The 15,617-nt window shown below is 42.8% G+C and carries 11 protein-coding genes; 6 read left to right on the forward strand and 5 right to left on the reverse strand.

Annotated elements, in window-relative coordinates; translation table 11 throughout:
* Positions 1-128 precede the first annotated feature (128 nt).
* A complete protein-coding gene (locus HXY43_RS19140; RefSeq protein ID WP_290886132.1) occupies positions 129-2,192 on the reverse strand; it encodes a BamA/TamA family outer membrane protein in 2,064 nt (687 codons plus the stop codon).
* Between the two features lie 300 nt (positions 2,193-2,492).
* On the opposite strand from HXY43_RS19140, the gene HXY43_RS19145 reads away from it, so the two are divergent.
* Complete coding sequence (locus tag HXY43_RS19145; RefSeq protein WP_290886136.1) at positions 2,493-3,857, forward strand: lipid-A-disaccharide synthase-related protein; 1,365 nt, start codon at positions 2,493-2,495, stop codon at positions 3,855-3,857.
* Between the two features lie 315 nt (positions 3,858-4,172).
* On the opposite strand, the gene cysK is transcribed toward HXY43_RS19145, so the two are convergent.
* Positions 4,173-5,108 carry a cysteine synthase A gene (gene cysK, locus HXY43_RS19150; protein WP_290886139.1) on the reverse strand — a complete coding sequence of 312 codons (936 nt, stop codon included), beginning with the start codon at positions 5,106-5,108 and terminating at the stop codon, positions 4,173-4,175.
* Positions 5,109-6,045: 937 nt separating this feature from the next.
* Here cysK and HXY43_RS19155 point away from each other — a divergent pair.
* From HXY43_RS19155 to HXY43_RS19175, 5 genes are all read left to right on the forward strand, one after another.
* Positions 6,046-6,483: a hypothetical protein gene (locus HXY43_RS19155; protein ID WP_026736742.1), complete on the forward strand. Its 438-nt coding sequence runs from the start codon at positions 6,046-6,048 to the stop codon at positions 6,481-6,483.
* An 18-nt stretch (positions 6,484-6,501) separates the two neighbouring features.
* Positions 6,502-6,759, forward strand: a complete 258-nt coding sequence (locus HXY43_RS19160) for a hypothetical protein (protein ID WP_026736741.1) — start codon at positions 6,502-6,504, stop codon at positions 6,757-6,759.
* A gap of 2 nt (positions 6,760-6,761) precedes the next feature.
* The gene (locus HXY43_RS19165) at positions 6,762-7,073 is read left to right on the forward strand and encodes a hypothetical protein (RefSeq protein WP_026736740.1); all 312 of its coding nucleotides are present in this window, start codon (positions 6,762-6,764) and stop codon (positions 7,071-7,073) included.
* Between the two features lie 284 nt (positions 7,074-7,357).
* The gene (locus HXY43_RS19170) at positions 7,358-7,693 is read left to right on the forward strand and encodes a hypothetical protein (protein WP_026736739.1); all 336 of its coding nucleotides are present in this window, start codon (positions 7,358-7,360) and stop codon (positions 7,691-7,693) included.
* A 72-nt stretch (positions 7,694-7,765) separates the two neighbouring features.
* Positions 7,766-7,903, forward strand: coding sequence for a hypothetical protein (locus HXY43_RS19175; RefSeq protein WP_290886145.1), 138 nt, complete (start codon positions 7,766-7,768; stop codon positions 7,901-7,903).
* 200 nt (positions 7,904-8,103) lie between these two features.
* On the opposite strand, the gene HXY43_RS19180 is transcribed toward HXY43_RS19175, so the two are convergent.
* The 3 genes from HXY43_RS19180 to HXY43_RS19190 form a co-directional block, all read right to left on the reverse strand.
* Positions 8,104-13,635: a translocation/assembly module TamB domain-containing protein gene (locus HXY43_RS19180; protein WP_290886148.1), complete on the reverse strand. Its 5,532-nt coding sequence runs from the start codon at positions 13,633-13,635 to the stop codon at positions 8,104-8,106.
* A gap of 486 nt (positions 13,636-14,121) precedes the next feature.
* Complete coding sequence (locus HXY43_RS19185; RefSeq protein ID WP_290886150.1) at positions 14,122-14,334, reverse strand: hypothetical protein; 213 nt, start codon at positions 14,332-14,334, stop codon at positions 14,122-14,124.
* 110 nt (positions 14,335-14,444) lie between these two features.
* Complete coding sequence (locus HXY43_RS19190) at positions 14,445-15,272, reverse strand: carbohydrate ABC transporter permease (protein ID WP_290886153.1); 828 nt, start codon at positions 15,270-15,272, stop codon at positions 14,445-14,447.
* Between the last annotated feature and the right edge of the window lie 345 nt (positions 15,273-15,617).

Here is a 15,617-nt window from a genome sequence, read left to right on the forward strand (position 1 = left end):
GTGTCTTGGTGTCTTTGTGGTGAAAAAATAGATTTTATTTAACCACTAAGACACTAAGACACCAAGTCGAATCAGGAAAAACCAGGCAATGAAAGCAGATTTTTGACTGTTGACTCTGCGTAGCGGATTTAAAAACGCTGACCAACACCAAAGTGAAATTTGCTTTCACCTTGGTCGTTAATCCCATAGTCAGCCCGAAGTAAGCCCAAGGGAGAATCAAAGCGTACACCAGCTCCATAACCAAAACCAATGCCTGGTTTAGCACGTACTCCTGCTGGGTCTCCTAATACAGTATCACCAGAACCTAAATCAGAGGCAAAATCAGCGAACACCACACCGCCAAAAGCGTTCCAGACTGGAAAGCGGTATTCTGCTGAAGCCAACACATAACTGCGACCGCTGCCAACCTGACCAGAATCATAACCGCGCACAGAATTAGGCCCTCCCAAGTTAAAAGTTTCATAAGGTGGCAAATCGCCAATCACAGTCCCGGCTTGGACATTCAGGGCAAATACCTGTGGTTTTTGAGATTTAAATAATTGAACTGGCGCAAATTGACTGTAATTCGCTTGCAGGCGATTCATGGAAATTTCACCCTGACCGAGGGGTACTGATTGTTCTGTACTCAAACGCAGCACAGAACCTTGAGTAGGATTGGCGAGATTATCCCGGCTATCTTTGCTAGCACTGAAAGATACAGTTGTTAGGTCGTCAATGCCAGTACTGCTAAACGATAGGGGATTGCCTTGGGCATCAAAGGGGGTAATTTTGCCATCGCGATCGCGGATGCTGGTACGGGTATAATTGAATCCCAAGCTTGTATCCCAACCGTCAATCGGTCGCTGGAAACTAAAACCACCTCCAAATTGACCTTCCCGGACTTTGTCACCATTCGCTAATTTAATTTCGTCATCAAAAGTATCTGACAGTCCTCGTTGGCGGAAAGCATTGATACTATAACCGAGGCGATCGGGGTTGCTAGCACGATAGGGACTGGTAAACTTACTATCAAACTGTAGATCGCGCGCCCCCACTTGGAGATTCGTACTTAAACTATCGTTAATGCCACCAACATTTTGGTCTTGATAGGTAAAGCTGCCCACTAAACCTTGATCGGCATTATAGTTGCCTCCCACATTTACAGAACGCGCACCCTTTTCCTGAAGTTGGTAAATAACATCCAGCTTTGACGCATCTCCTTCTAATGCCACATTCACGTTGTCGAACAAGCCTAGCTGATACAGCTGCTGCAAGTCTTGCTTGACTAAATTTTCTTGAAAAAGCGTACCTGGTTTGAGTTTTAACTGCTGTTGCAGGAAATCTATTTTCGTGCGTCCCGCTATTGGTTTACCTTGCTCATCAACCGCCTGTCCTTTATCGTTAACGAAGCGAAACTTTATATCGCCTACTACGCCTTCTGCCACATTCACAGTTAAGATACCTGTGGGACTCGGTTTTATTGACAACACCCGCGCCACGTTATAACCATTGTCTGCGTACCACTGATTAATTTGTTGTACTGCTTGCTGCAAACCAGCAGGACTGATTGGCTTTCCGACTTGAGATTGGAAGGGTTGCAAAGCTTGCTGATAAGTGAGTGCCTTCGCACCAGAAAGTTGCAGCGACCGCACCATCACTGGTTGCACTTGATACACTACATTTAACCCTGTATTGGTGCTGCGGCTATTGACGCTAGCATTGGCAAATAATCCAGTTTCTAAAATTGCTGCTACATCTCGTTGTAATTGCGTTTGGCTAGTTTCACTGCCAACTTGAGTTTTAATGATACTGCTAACAATCTGTTGTAATTCTGGTGTTGCCCCAACGATTTGTACATCTGTAGCTGTGACAACTAAGTCATTGTTTACAGTTTGTGTCCCCGCGTCCCCGCGTCGGAGTGTCCCCGCGTCTATTTGATTCCCCGTGTTATTTTGCGTAGTTATCACCACAGATTTATTACTGGCACTACTTTGCACGCTAGAGGTTTTCTGGGAGAATTGTTCTGTGACTAGCATTTCAGGCGATGCGATCGCACTTACTTGTACAGGCTTTGTTTCTGTGACTGGAACTACCACGTTGGCAGTTTTTTGAGTCTGAGTGGAAGCATCAGCAGGTGCAGCTGTTGCTTGCTGAGTCACATTGCCAGTGGCTAAAGTAGCTAAAGTAAAAATTGCAGCAGAAGAAACTCGCATAATATCTTAGTTTGATTAAACTGGAAGTTAGTTTGTCCTTTTGTATTGAGGTTAGGCTGTGGGGATAATACTAACTACCAGTCCCCTCCACTTCCTTACGGATTTATACGCCATTTATCCCTCTTGCTCTTAAAGACAGTAAAATACGATCTTTTGTTTCTACCTAGTTCGACGTGAACTGCGTATACAAAAATTTGGTAATAGGGTTGGGGCAATGGGTGAGAATTATGAATCTTAATGCTGAAAATTTCATAATTTATAATTCATAATTCATAATTCATAATTCATAATTTTTTCCATATGAGTGATGTATCTCCTTTACCCCTAACCTCTAAAATCAAAGAAACAACTTCTCGCCTGCGACTGTTGGTTTTAAGCAATGGCCACGGCGAGGATGCGATCGCAGTTCGCATTTTAAAAGAACTCCAATGGCAACCTCATCCACCAGAAATTTTTGCTTTGCCCTTAGTAGGTGAAGGACACGCTTACCAAAAGTTGGAAATTCCCCTGATTGGTTCGGTACGTACCATGCCTTCTGGTGGTTTTATCTACATGGATGGACGCGAATTTATGCGCGATCTCCGTGGGGGCTTATTGCAACTTACTTTCAACCAAATTCAAACTGTACGCCACTGGGTAAGGTTTCAACAAAAATTGGGCAACAACAGCGCCATTTTAGCTGTAGGGGATATTGTACCGTTATTGTTTGCTTGGCTCAGTAATACTAACTATGCCTTTGTTGGCACGGCGAGATCGGAATACTACGTACGAGATGAAAAGGGGTTATTAAAACGCAAAAACACAGTCACATGGTTGGAACATTTTTCCGGTTCAGTTTATCATCCTTGGGAACGTTGGCTAATGAGTCGTAGCCGCTGCAAGGCAGTGTTTCCCCGAGATTCTCTGACGACTAAGATATTGCAAAGGCGGCCTATTCCCGCTGTTGATGTGGGCAACCCAATGATGGATGGTTTGGAACCAACATTTCCCACCGCACGGTTTTATAGTAGCAATGTCGAACAGCAAGAATTAGCTAGACCGCTGATTATAACTCTCTTGCCTGGCTCTCGTGCCCCAGAAGCCTATGCTAACTGGCAGAAAATTTTGATTGCAGTGTCTGCATTGATGGCCTCTTTCCAAGAACAAGATTGGCTAGCGCCCACTCGTGGAACATTAGTATTTTTAGGTGCGATCGCCCCTAGTTTACATTTTGCCAGCATACACCAAATTCTCCAATCCCACGGCTGGCATCCTCACTCAAACTCTCCGGTTCAAATTCCTGACTCTGAAGCTTTGGTATTTAAGCAAAGAAATGCATATTTTATCCTGACACAAAGAGCTTATAACGACTGCTTGCATTTGGGAGATTTGGCGATCGCGATGGCGGGAACAGCGACAGAACAATTTGTGGGTTTGGGTAAACCCGCGATTGCCATTCCTGGAAATGGGCCGCAATTCAATCCCAAGTTTGCCGAAGCCCAGAGTCGTCTATTGGGGCCAAGTTTAATTTTAGTAGAACAACCCGATGAAGTTCCACAGGTAGTGCGATCGCTGTTTGCCAACCCAGACGAACTGCACGTTATTGCTGAAAATGGCCTGCGACGGATGGGCAAAGCAGGTGCATCCAGGCGGATCGCAGAATGTTTAATGAAGAGGCTGTATTAATTTAAGTATGTCTTTGCGTAAAAAAGTAGCGTTTTTAAACGCAGAGGGGCGCAGAGTCAGCGCAGAGGTTCGCAGAGTATTTCAGAATAGTATTCGCTAGGGATTTATGAAATGTTGTACTAAGTACAGCTTTGCGTAAAAAAGTAGCGATTTGAAACTCAGAGTGGCAAGGGATATGTAGAAGATAGGGAGGTGGGGAGACGGGGGAGTGGAGGAGTGGGAGAGTAAAAGAACCGGAGGTGGGAAATTGGGGAGAATATAAAACCGGACTCTCCCCATCCCCCCATCACCCCATCCCTCCAAACAGTCTGCCGTTTACCAATTTTGAAACATCGGCGTACTAAGATAACGTTCTCCAAAGGAAGGTTGAATCATTACAATTAAACGATCTGCATTTTCTGGACGTTTAGCTACTTGTATCGCTGCACATAGATTTGCACCTGAAGATATACCAGACAGCAAACCTTCTTCTCTTGCCAAACGTCGCCCAAATATCATCGCCTCTTCGTCGCTGACTGTTATCACTTCATCAATCAAATCTGTGCGGAGAACTTCTGGAACAAATCCAGCACCAATACCTTGAATTTTATGCGATCCCGGTTGACCGCCAGAAAGGACGGGACTATTTTTGGGTTCGACTGCGATCGCCATAAAGTTGGGTTTGCGTGGTTTAATTACTTCAGCTATACCTGTAATTGTTCCACCAGTACCTACTCCTGCGATCGCAATATCTACTTGTCCATCTGTATCAGCCCAAATTTCCTCTGCGGTGGTTTCTCGGTGAATTTTTGGGTTGGCTGGGTTACGAAACTGTTGCAGCATATAAGCATTGGGAGTATTAGCCACTATTTCTTCAGCTTTGCAAATTGCCCCTCTCATCCCCTCTGTTCCTGGCGTTAACTCTAAAGCTGCACCATAAGCTTTCAGCATTGCTCGTCGTTCTAAGCTCATGGTTTCGGGCATAGTCAAAATTAAACCATAACCACGCGCCGCCGCTACCATCGCTAGTCCAATTCCCGTATTTCCAGAAGTTGGCTCGACTAAAATACTTTTTCCCGGCTCAATCAAACCAGCTATTTCTGCTGCTTCTACCATACTTGCAGCAATACGATCCTTCACTGAAGCTGCTGGATTCATTCCTTCCAGTTTAACCACAATCTTGCCCACACACCCCTCTGCTTGAGGAATTTTATTCAACTGAACTAATGGAGTGCATCCAATTAGTTCAGTAATATCACGAGCAATTCGCATGAATATAACTCCTAAAAATATGGGTGACAGAGAGTAGAGGATGGATATTGAATTTATTAACTATTTTTGGGACTTCCAAATAAAAAAATATCCCAAATTTTCTTGTGGGATGGGTGTCCCCACCCGTCCCATCCCAGGGGCGGGCAGGATGCCCACCTCACGGGATAATTTATTTCTTGGAAGTCCCTTTTGGTTTAATCACTAAATATTTTAAAAATTAGCTTGATTTATTGCTGAATTTTTCAGAATATCTTTAATATCATATGCAATGTAAAAAAAACAATAATATTATACGATTAATTTATATTTTTATAGTTCATGAAATGTATCTCTTTCAGTAAAAAATTAATCTTTATTTTGACTTTTACCCAAATTTTATCTACCTCCTATTTCCTATTCCCTGTTCCCCATTCCCCCAACCCTATTTTCTATCTGAGTACATCAATGCCAGCACCCCACTTCAAAAATGCGAGTACCTACACCCCAAAAATACTAGTACCCATACCCCAAAAAATTTTTTGAGTACTGTTGAGATAGGAACTACAAGCTTTGAGTGCAAATTTAATTAGTTTAATAATTTTGATCCGCCGCAGAAAAACTCTTCTGAGCTAAGGCAGCTGCTATAAAACCTATAGGATTTACGCAGAGATTCCCCTCTACCCCCCCTGCAAAGGGGGGGACTTCTTAAGCCCTCACGATTGTAAGCAAAATCAAGCAAGACATGAGCGGCTTTAAATGCGTAAGTTCAAGTTCAAAATTCTAGCCCGACTAAAAATGGGGATGGAATTGTGTTAAGTACGAGCATCACAAATTCATCCCCAAAGTGAAAAGATGCTTTCTGAGTATGGTACGGCTTAACTTTTGGGTGTTCATACCTTAATTACCAATAAAGTTTCTGTCTCACAGGGTGCAGACTGCCTAGCAAGGAAGAGCCAAAATGAGACTACAACTTTTAAAGTTTCTAACGGTTGGTTTGCTAACTTTAATCGTGCTTTCACCTGAGCTAGTAGTATTGAGTGTGGTTTGGGAGCAACATATGCAGCTAGTAGAAATACAGCATTTAGCCTGTGAAGTAAATGAAATTCATGCTGGCAGCCAAAATACTAGCACGTTGCCTCTTGAACTAGCAGGTAAAAATTTTGCTCAAGATTCGGCTGGTATCAAAATATTTGATATCAAACTTCCCCATACTTTACTGACTTCTGCTCAATTATACAAAGTTGTCGATTTCTTGAAATGGTTCTTTTTGTTGTTCCCAATATGTCTGGGAATTTTCTTTTTTTTGTACGACAGATATCTTGTTTATCGTGCTGAAATTTTTCAACAACAAGTGGAAATGCTAGAGCGACTGTGGCATGAAAGTATTGAGCAGTAGGCAATTCAACATAAAAAAATGATGATGACGGAAGAACGCCAAAATCTGTATTTTGATTTAATTGATAAATTACTCACTTGTCCCAATGGGCAGGAACCAGAAATTTTAGAAGCCAACTCAGAATTACTTGATGCTGGCTTTATACAGACAATGCTACAAGTAGCAGCTGTATTTGCACATCAAGGTAATGAAGATGGAGCAAAGTTTTTAATTCATGTTGCTCGCGAATTATCTAAGCAACTGGGATTATATCCTGAAGTTCCAAATAAGGAGTAAATATGCTATTGACTGCAACTGACGCAGGACAAATTGCGTTAGAGTTTCTCATGGCTGAGTGGAACGTTTTAGAAGAAAACAGAGAGTGGTTTGTAATTGTTAACTCTCGTCTAATCGGTCAAAGTTGGTACATTGTAGAACTAGCAGTAGAAGGATTTCCCGATCGGTGGTATATCCAAGTTTATGATACGGGAGAATGCGATCCTAACTATACATTTATCTCTCCTATTCGTGGCTCAGAAGGATATACTGATTTGACAGATCTGCCACATTTGGTAGCTGAAGTTTTAGTGTCTGAGCGCAATGTTCGTTAGGATACAGAAATAAGGGATAAAAATTTTTATAAGTGTGTGTTGTTCTGTTTGTAATGAGCGCTATAGTTTCATTGGTTATTTCCGTTGAAGTAGTGCTCACTACAAACTTATATACTTTTTGATTTTCTATCTAAAAATAGAAGCAACTTTGCTATCAAAAGATTTGTATATATCCAAAGTAAAATTAGATAATATTTAGCATTTTTCTAATATTGAGTCATGTTTATATAACAAATATATGCTATATTAATAATGTGATAAACCCTACAGAAATAGGCTTTGTCATGATTAGAGAAGACATCTTGGCAAAAGAATTTGTGAAGGTAATCAAAAAGTATTACCCAAAATCCGGAGAATTGTTGGATGACTGTTATGTGAAAGTCATCACCAATTACTGGGGAAGACCTCCCAAACGATTGCGATACATAGGGATTTATTGTTCTGACAAAATGATGCCCTATGTGCAAGCCCACAAAGAAGTACTCCGAGAAGTAGCAGAGAATATGGGGTTGGTTCAGGTAGTCTTCCTGAATGCCTCGCGACTGTTACGCGATCCAATGTCGAAAATCAAGCAAGCAGATCCACGCTTGTGGTTAGACTTGCACTGGGTTGCAATGTAGAAATAATAGCGATCGCAATGAGAACCGGAATTTTCTGCAATTACTAAGACATTGCCAACCTATTTTAGATGGATGTCTGCTATCTTTATTCCTCCGCTAATGGTAGCGAAACTGCAACCAGAACCTTGGACACCACCACCTCTGGTTTATAGACGTATCCTTTTGGAGGATGCAACTTTAGAAAAAATTTGCCAAATCTTAGAAGGGTGAGTTTGATTCTCAAACATGGAGAATATCGGCAAATTATTCAAGCCCCCAATTTTAATTGTGGGGATTTCAATTTTGAATTTTGAATTTTGAATTTTTAATTGGAGCGAAGCGAGTGACAAAGGGAGACCTATTTTTTTTACCATAAATTGCTACACACTTTACCTCACAAGCTTTTTAGGTACTTTGTCGCCCCGTCAGGACTAAAACCTATCTTCATACTCCAAGACTGCTCGATTATCACCAGATAAGTCTGTGGAAGTACGCAAACGCATTTCAGAATTAATACGGTAGTTAACACCAAATTGAGGTGGTTTGTCGCTTGTCAAAATCTTGAGAGCAGAAAAAGAAAAATTACGGGAAACATCAACCCCAGCTTCAGCAGCCAGATCCATCGAGAAATTTCTCCTTGTAAATTCTGTACCATCAGAAGAGATAGTAGGAAACAAACGCAGTTCACTTAAACCAAAAGCATTGCCAATCTGATTAAAAGCTCGCTGAATATTTAGAGCTGAGCCTGCTAAGTTGACAAGCCCTAGCGTACTGTCGCCACGTCCTAGCGTTTCCACAAAACCACCCCCAAGTAAGGCAACTATTTCTGTTTGGTTACGGGGAGGAGTGCTTCTCAATTCCAGGTTTTGGTCGAGTTGGCTGGCTGGGCCATCAATTCTGGCTTCGACACGAACAGTATTTACAGGTTCAAAAGAGCTAATAATTCCATCGTCGATTTCAGAGGATAGAGGTGAGTTTGTCACCTGTGAAGGATTAACATCTAGTACTTTGGCAATTAAGCGGATATCCAGATCGGGGTTTTGATTTCCTCTAAAAGTAGCTTTGTGTTCATAGCCACCGGCAAGGTTAAATTGGGTAGTAAACAAATTCACGTCTCCACCCCGTAGTTTAATAGTTCCTTCAGGTTCTGGATTGTTTAGTGAACCGTTGACACTGAGAGTACCAGTAGCTCTGAAACTCAGAATCGGTGGCAGGGCAACATCTACGTTTTTGTCAAGTACAAGCTGTAGGTCTTTAAACCGTGTTACTGTTTTGCTAACTTCAGATTTCCCTTGCTTGGTTGCTTTTGCGAGTGTAACATCTTGACTTTGTTTGGCAGCGTTAATAGCGTTGTTAGCCGATTCTGTGATTAAAACTTGACCATTAGTCAGTTGCAGATTACCGCCAATGAGGGGGTTAAGGGCAGAACCAGTAATCTCCAAGTTACCACTAACGCCTCCTTGATACCGTCCCTTTAAGTTCACAGCCAACTGATTGAGAGAAACGTTGAGGGGATTATCTGTTTGCTTTTGTGAATCACTAAAAATAGGAAGTTCTCCTTTGACTGCTACATTGCCTTTACTAAATTTGCCTTGGAGACTTTCTACTTTGATGCGGTCAAAATCAAACTGCGCTTTTCCTGTCACATTAGTCAGCTTTTCTGGTAACGCCTGAGCAGAAAAGGTTGCACCCTTGATACTAGCTATACCATTGACCTGTGGCTGTTCTTTCGTTCCTCGCACTGTTACGTTGATTTCTCCCTCTCCCTTTTCAAACGCAACTTGATCGGTCAACAAGTTTAATACTGCTAATCCTTCGTTTTTTACCTTGACATCCAGATTAATTTGATCGCTATTTGGTTTTACCGAAGCAAAAGGCAACTTGTAGGGGATGCTGCCAGTGATAGTAACAGGTTCGGAACCAGCAGCCATGACGTTACTGCCAAAATTCAGGCGTCCATCGTTATAGCTGAAACTGGCATTCGCTGATTCTATGCCTTTTTGATTCAGGGTTCCATCTGTAATTTGCAATTCCCCTTTTGCCTGAGGATTGGCTATGCTACCTGCTAAAGTTGCTGTGGTGTTGATATTACCAGTCAAACCAACTGGCAGCTTCACATAGTTACTCAGCACCTCTAAAGGAAAATTTGTTACCCGTAACTGACCAGATTGTCCTGTACCGCCAATATTGCCAGTGAAAGCAATTAGCTTGTCTTTAGACTCGATCCGTAAAGGTAGTAACCTGAGAACACCATTTTCAAAACTACCTTGAGCAATCACTTGCTGTGCTGTATAAACACGGTCTGGTTCGTCTTCTTGTCCCCAGACAAAATTTTGACCATTCAAATTAAACTGCACTGACGGTTCGTTAGCCGTGGCAGTATCGACAGCAACCTCACCATTGAAAGTTCCTTTTAAATCTGCTAACTCTGGTAACAAAGAAGCATCGCGCTGTTGTTGTTGCTGTTGTGCTAACAGTGTTTTAATTTCTGAAAAGCGTTGGATTTGATTTAATATAGGCTGGTCTGGCAAACCTACTGATACAGTTTTGAGGTCGCTAGCACTGCCATAGCTCGATCCAGCAGTACCGCGTTGGAAATCTTCTAGTTCAAATAATTTGAGAGTTGTTAAAACATCTTGGATTTCACCTTGGCTGACTGTGAGTTTGCCCTTGATTTGGGGTTTTGCAGCTGCTGGCGTGAAAGTACCAGCAAAGGCATAGCGACTTTTGCCTTTGATGAAGGCGCTATCAGTGAGGGTTGTCTTACCATCTTCATAGCGGAACTGAGCCTGCAAGCGATCGCCTTTAATACGACCAGCTTGTGGTTGAGCGATCGCCATCCCTCCCGCTACAGCTAAAGTCTTCTGATTAATCTGAAAATCTCCGCTTAATGAGCCTGCAACATTACCATTACCCAAAAAAGTATTTGCAGGCACAGGTAAATTCAACACCTGCAAAGGAAAGCTTTCTACTTTCAGCGCCAAATTATCGCCCCGTGCTTGACCAGTTGCCGCAGCTTGTTGCCATTGCACTGCAAAAGAATTGGGGCGATTATTCGCATCTAGGTTAAGGGCAATTTTGTCACGCTTACCTGTGACATTCAAATTTAAACCTTTTCCTTGCGCCGATTGGACATTTCCCGCTAATACCGATTCAAAAGCAAACTGATTAACCGTTAAATCTCTCAGTGCCAGTTGCCCTGTCAGATTTGGCACGGGTAATTTCCCTGTGATTTGTCCGCTAAAATCAGCTTTTCCTGCCAAATCTACTTCGTTGGGCAACTTGAGCGGCAACTGTTGCAGATTGTAATTTTTTGCTTGGACATTTAAATTTAACCCCGTAATTTCCGGTATGCCACTGGGATTGGTGCTGGCTAATATGTAACCATTGGCGTTTAAACCAGGGGCAGTTGCTCGCTTAACGAGCAACTTTTCTCCATTCCAGCCAACAACCGCTGTCAGCGGTCGATCAATGCCAGCCAGACCTTGAGAAAACTGCACCTGACCCGCCGCACGCACATCAGCTAAATTAAAAGTGCCCAGATTTCCTGCAACTTGTACCTTGCCACCCAACTTACCCTGCAACTGCTGGGAAAACCGCTTTAAATCTACACCCGCAGCATCAAGTACAGCCTGATAGCGTCCATTAGCGACTTGGATATTTGCAGCCTTAACTTTGCCACTACCAACGTTGAGTTGTGCTTGACCGTTAGCTTGGATGGTTTGCGGCTGGAAAGATTCTACAGAACCCGCGACGTTGAACTGACCAGTTAATCTACCACGAAATTGCTCGGGTACTTGTGTTAACTGTTGGATTGGCACGTTATCTGCTTGCAGTTGCGCTTGATATACTCCATTAGCCAATTGGATATTTGCAGCAGTAACCTTCCCATCTCCGACTGCCAAGCGTGCTGAGCCATTGCTACGGAGGGTTTTCAGGTCAAAAGCATCTGTTCTCCCTGATACTTGGAATGTACCTGCTAATGATCCTTGTAATGCTGGTTTTAATGCAGGGGGAAACTGTTTGAACAAACGCCCTAACCGCACACCATCTGCTACAAGTTGGGTGGAAAAGCTTTTTTCCCCGAATTGAATCTTAGAAACTGCTACCCTACCACCCGCAACTTTAACTTTGGCATTTTGGGTGCGAATGCTAGCTATTTTAAAAGGAGCAGAGTTTCCTGAGAGGATGAGACGACCGTTGAAGCGGGCATCATTGAGAGATATATTTTGCAGTTGGCTGGGGTTGACAAAGCGTTCTACCTGTACTTGCGAAGCATCGGCTACTGCTTGCCAGCCCTGGTTATTCCAACTGCCAGCAGCTTGGACTGTGCCACCAGCTACACTTGCAACTACATTGCGAAAAGAAAAACTGCGATCGCCATTAACAACGACTTCACCAGTAGCAGGGTACTGGGCTTGCGGTGCTTGGAATTGCACCGTTGTTTTAACGTTGTCAGCAGTACCAGTCAGTTGGGCTGTTCCCGAGACAGTACCAACTGGGAACGAAGGTTTGGAATTGTAAAGTTGAGCGATCGCATCTCCAGGAACATTCTTTGCGGTTAAATTAAAATTCAACTGGGGAGTTGTACTCAACCCAACCGTGCCAGTACCAGTAACCTCACCACCGACTTTCGCTCTGCCTTGAATATCTCTAAAAGCAATTACAGCATCTTTTGGCGAAAACTCAAACTTAGCACTGGCGCTATCAAAATCAACTTTGTCGACCCGGGCTGGTTTGCTGGCCACAACAACACCAGAAAGAATCGGCTGGGTCAGTTTTCCCACAAATTGCAAATCTGCTTTTACTTCCCCAGTTACAGGTACAGGTAGTTTGAGCTTGAGAGTTTCTTGGACATCAGCTACATTTACCCCATTAACACCCCCTGCCACCTTGTAACCAGTTTTGGTGTCGATAACACCATTAGCTACTAGCGGGATTTTGCCGTAACTGCCAGTGACACTATCGAGTTTGATTTCCGTTCCTTGGAAGCGAAGAGTTCCTTGGGAATTAATAAAGGATTGTGGTACTCGGGGAACTTGAAACTGAACCCTTTGCAAATCCACATTCCCAAACAACAAAGGCGGCTGAGTTTGTCCCAACTGGAACTGCATCTGTAAGTCACCACTGACTCGACCAGCCTGCAACGCCAGTGGTAACTTGACCAAGCGAGTAACATCAGAGGCTACTAAGTCTTGCCCTCGTATTTTTAAATTGGTTGCTAGTGTTTTTAGACCTACATCTCCCTTCAAAGAAACACTGCCACTACTGCTAGGTTGTCCTGCTAAGTCCAACCTAATCACCTGGTTATCTTCTCGCAATTGGGCAGTGCCATTTACCAATGAAAATTTTACCGGGGAGGAGGAGAGTGGAGGAGGGGGAGATGGGGGGAGTTTCGCCGTGTCTTCTGTTACTACCCCTGCTGTTATCCTCTGACTATTCGGAACTAACACCACATTGGCATTGCGAAACCGAAGTTTATCCAAATCAGTTTGAATCGGTTGGGCATTACCTGGCTTCGCTATGGTCGTCGTAATCCAGCGCCCTTGTTCATCCTGTTCGACGTAAACATCAGGATTGACTAAGGTGACATCTAGCTTCAGGTTGTGCCTAAACAGTAACTGCAATGGATCAAAGCCTACCTCCACAGCATCGACTGCAACACTGTCTGGATCTGTAGGTGTTGCTGGAATAGCTGAAGCCCCAAACTTTACCCCCACAAGCGAAAATCCTTTAACTTCTCCCAATTGAACCGGACGATTAAGCGTAGTGGTAAGACTTTTTTGTGCCAATGGCGTTAACTCTTTGTGGATAAATTTCCACAACCGCCAAGCACCACCTGCAAGTCCAAATAGCAAAATTCCACTGACAGCAATGCCACTACGACTCAAGATCAGCAACCATAAATGCTTGTTGCTATGGAGGGTTTGGAATTTACAATCGCGATTGGGAGAGTTACTCATGGGGTTTTACTGTTTACTAGCTGAGTTTAACAGACACACCAGTAGAAGGAACTGGCTAGTTATTAGCTAGCTATGCCATTACCAGGATACAAATCAATTTTGGATTGTGAGGTTTCAATTGGCGATGGATGAAGTGAATTTTGTCATAGTAGCTATAAATTTAATTTGCAATCGCTTAAACTAAGCGACAGGATTGTATGCGTCTTGCGGGCAGATTTACAATCTCTGACCTAATATCTGATGTCTAAGTTCAAGCGATTATTTCGCAATACCTACAATCAGGAATTGTTGAGAATTGATGACAAGCAAACACAAATTTCAGACATCACCTGTTAATTGTTAAGAAATATGTGAGTTATTGCTAGCTAAGAGGGAGAAGGGCATAAATCGATACATCCCAATCTAATCTCTAAAATCTAAAATCGGTATAGCTAGTAATACTGGTATAAATAGAACAAACAAGACAAAGTTTCTGTATAAAATAACTCAATCTTGATATAGAGCATTACAGGGAATTGGGAATTGGGCAAAGGGCATGGGGCAATGGGCAATGGGCAATGGGCAAGGGGCAATGGGTATCGGAAAAACAAGAGGGGGAAGGAGAAAAGGGGAGCGTAAGCGCCCTTGCGCTTCGCCGACTTGTAGACGCGCAGCGGCTTCCGCAGGTAGCACCTGCCGTTGGGTTGTAGCGACTGGCAACAAAGGGTAAAGGAACTGGAGAAGTAAAAAGTAAAAAGGTAAAAGAAAAAATTCTTTCTTTTTACTTTTAGCTTTTAACTTTTGACTTATTTTTACCCAATCCCCAATCCCTAATTCTTAATCCCTGTTGTAGCGATACCGCGAATCAATTGACGCTGACCCAGGAGAAATAGCAACAATACTGGTAAAGTAGCTATTGTTACTGCTGCCATCAATAAGGGCCAATTATTTGTAAATTGCTCTTGAAACTCTGCTAAGGCTAGCTGCACTGTCCTTAATTCTGGTCGTGTGGTAAATACCAATGGCTTAAATAGGTCATTCCATTCACCGATAAAGGTAAATAGAAACAGCGTCACTAAGGCCGGACGTGCCAAAGGCAACATTACCTGCCATAAGATTTGCAATCGATTTGCTCCATCTATTGCTGCTGCTTCCTCTAACTCTACGGGAACAGTTAAGAAATACTGCCGCAATAAGAAAATACCAAAACCGTTAGCAGCAGTTGGTAAAATTAATGCCCAATAAGTATTAATTAAGTGCCCCCACTTTAAGACTAAAAATATAGGAATTACCAGCAATTGAAAGGGAATTACCAATGTTGCCAACACAATCAACAGCACTGTTTGTTTTCCTCGAAATATCAGCCTTGCTAGGGCATAACCTGCTAATGCTGAAGTCACGATCTGAAAGCCCGTGACAGCTAAAGCTACTAAGGTAGAATTAGCAAATGCCAGCAATAATTTCCCTCGCTGCCAAGCGTCGCGGTAGTTAGCTAAAGACCAACCATCTTTGGGAACAAGTGTGGGAGTAGTCCCAGATGGTGCCAAAGATGTTAGGAAAACTATAAAAAGCGGCAGCAAGACAATCAATGCCCCTAATAACAGTACTGCTAGACTCGATAAAATGGAATATTTAAGATTCCAGGGTGGTTTGGACATAAATATGATTAAATTCCAACCATTTGTTTTTTTTTTACTAGAGCGAGCCTCCTGACCGAGGAGCTACGCTAATGCCCCCAGCAAAAGCTAATCTATAACATAGTTACTTGTTAAGTTAAATTAAACCACAGTGACCAAAAATAAGGATGAACGATAAGGGATGTAAAGATGGAGGTTTATTTGGTAGCGCTTGCGCTAGGGAAAAGGTGAAAGGGAAATGGGCAAAGGGCAAGGGGCATCGGGCAAAGGAACTGGAGAAGTAAAAAGTAAAAAGGTAAAAGAAAAAATTCTTTCTTTTTACTTTTAGCTTTTTACTTTTTACTTATTTTTACCCAATCCCCATTA

It is taken from the genome of Fischerella sp., from assembly GCF_013388695.1.
In the GTDB taxonomy this organism is placed as follows: Bacteria; Cyanobacteriota; Cyanobacteriia; order Cyanobacteriales; family Nostocaceae; genus PCC9605.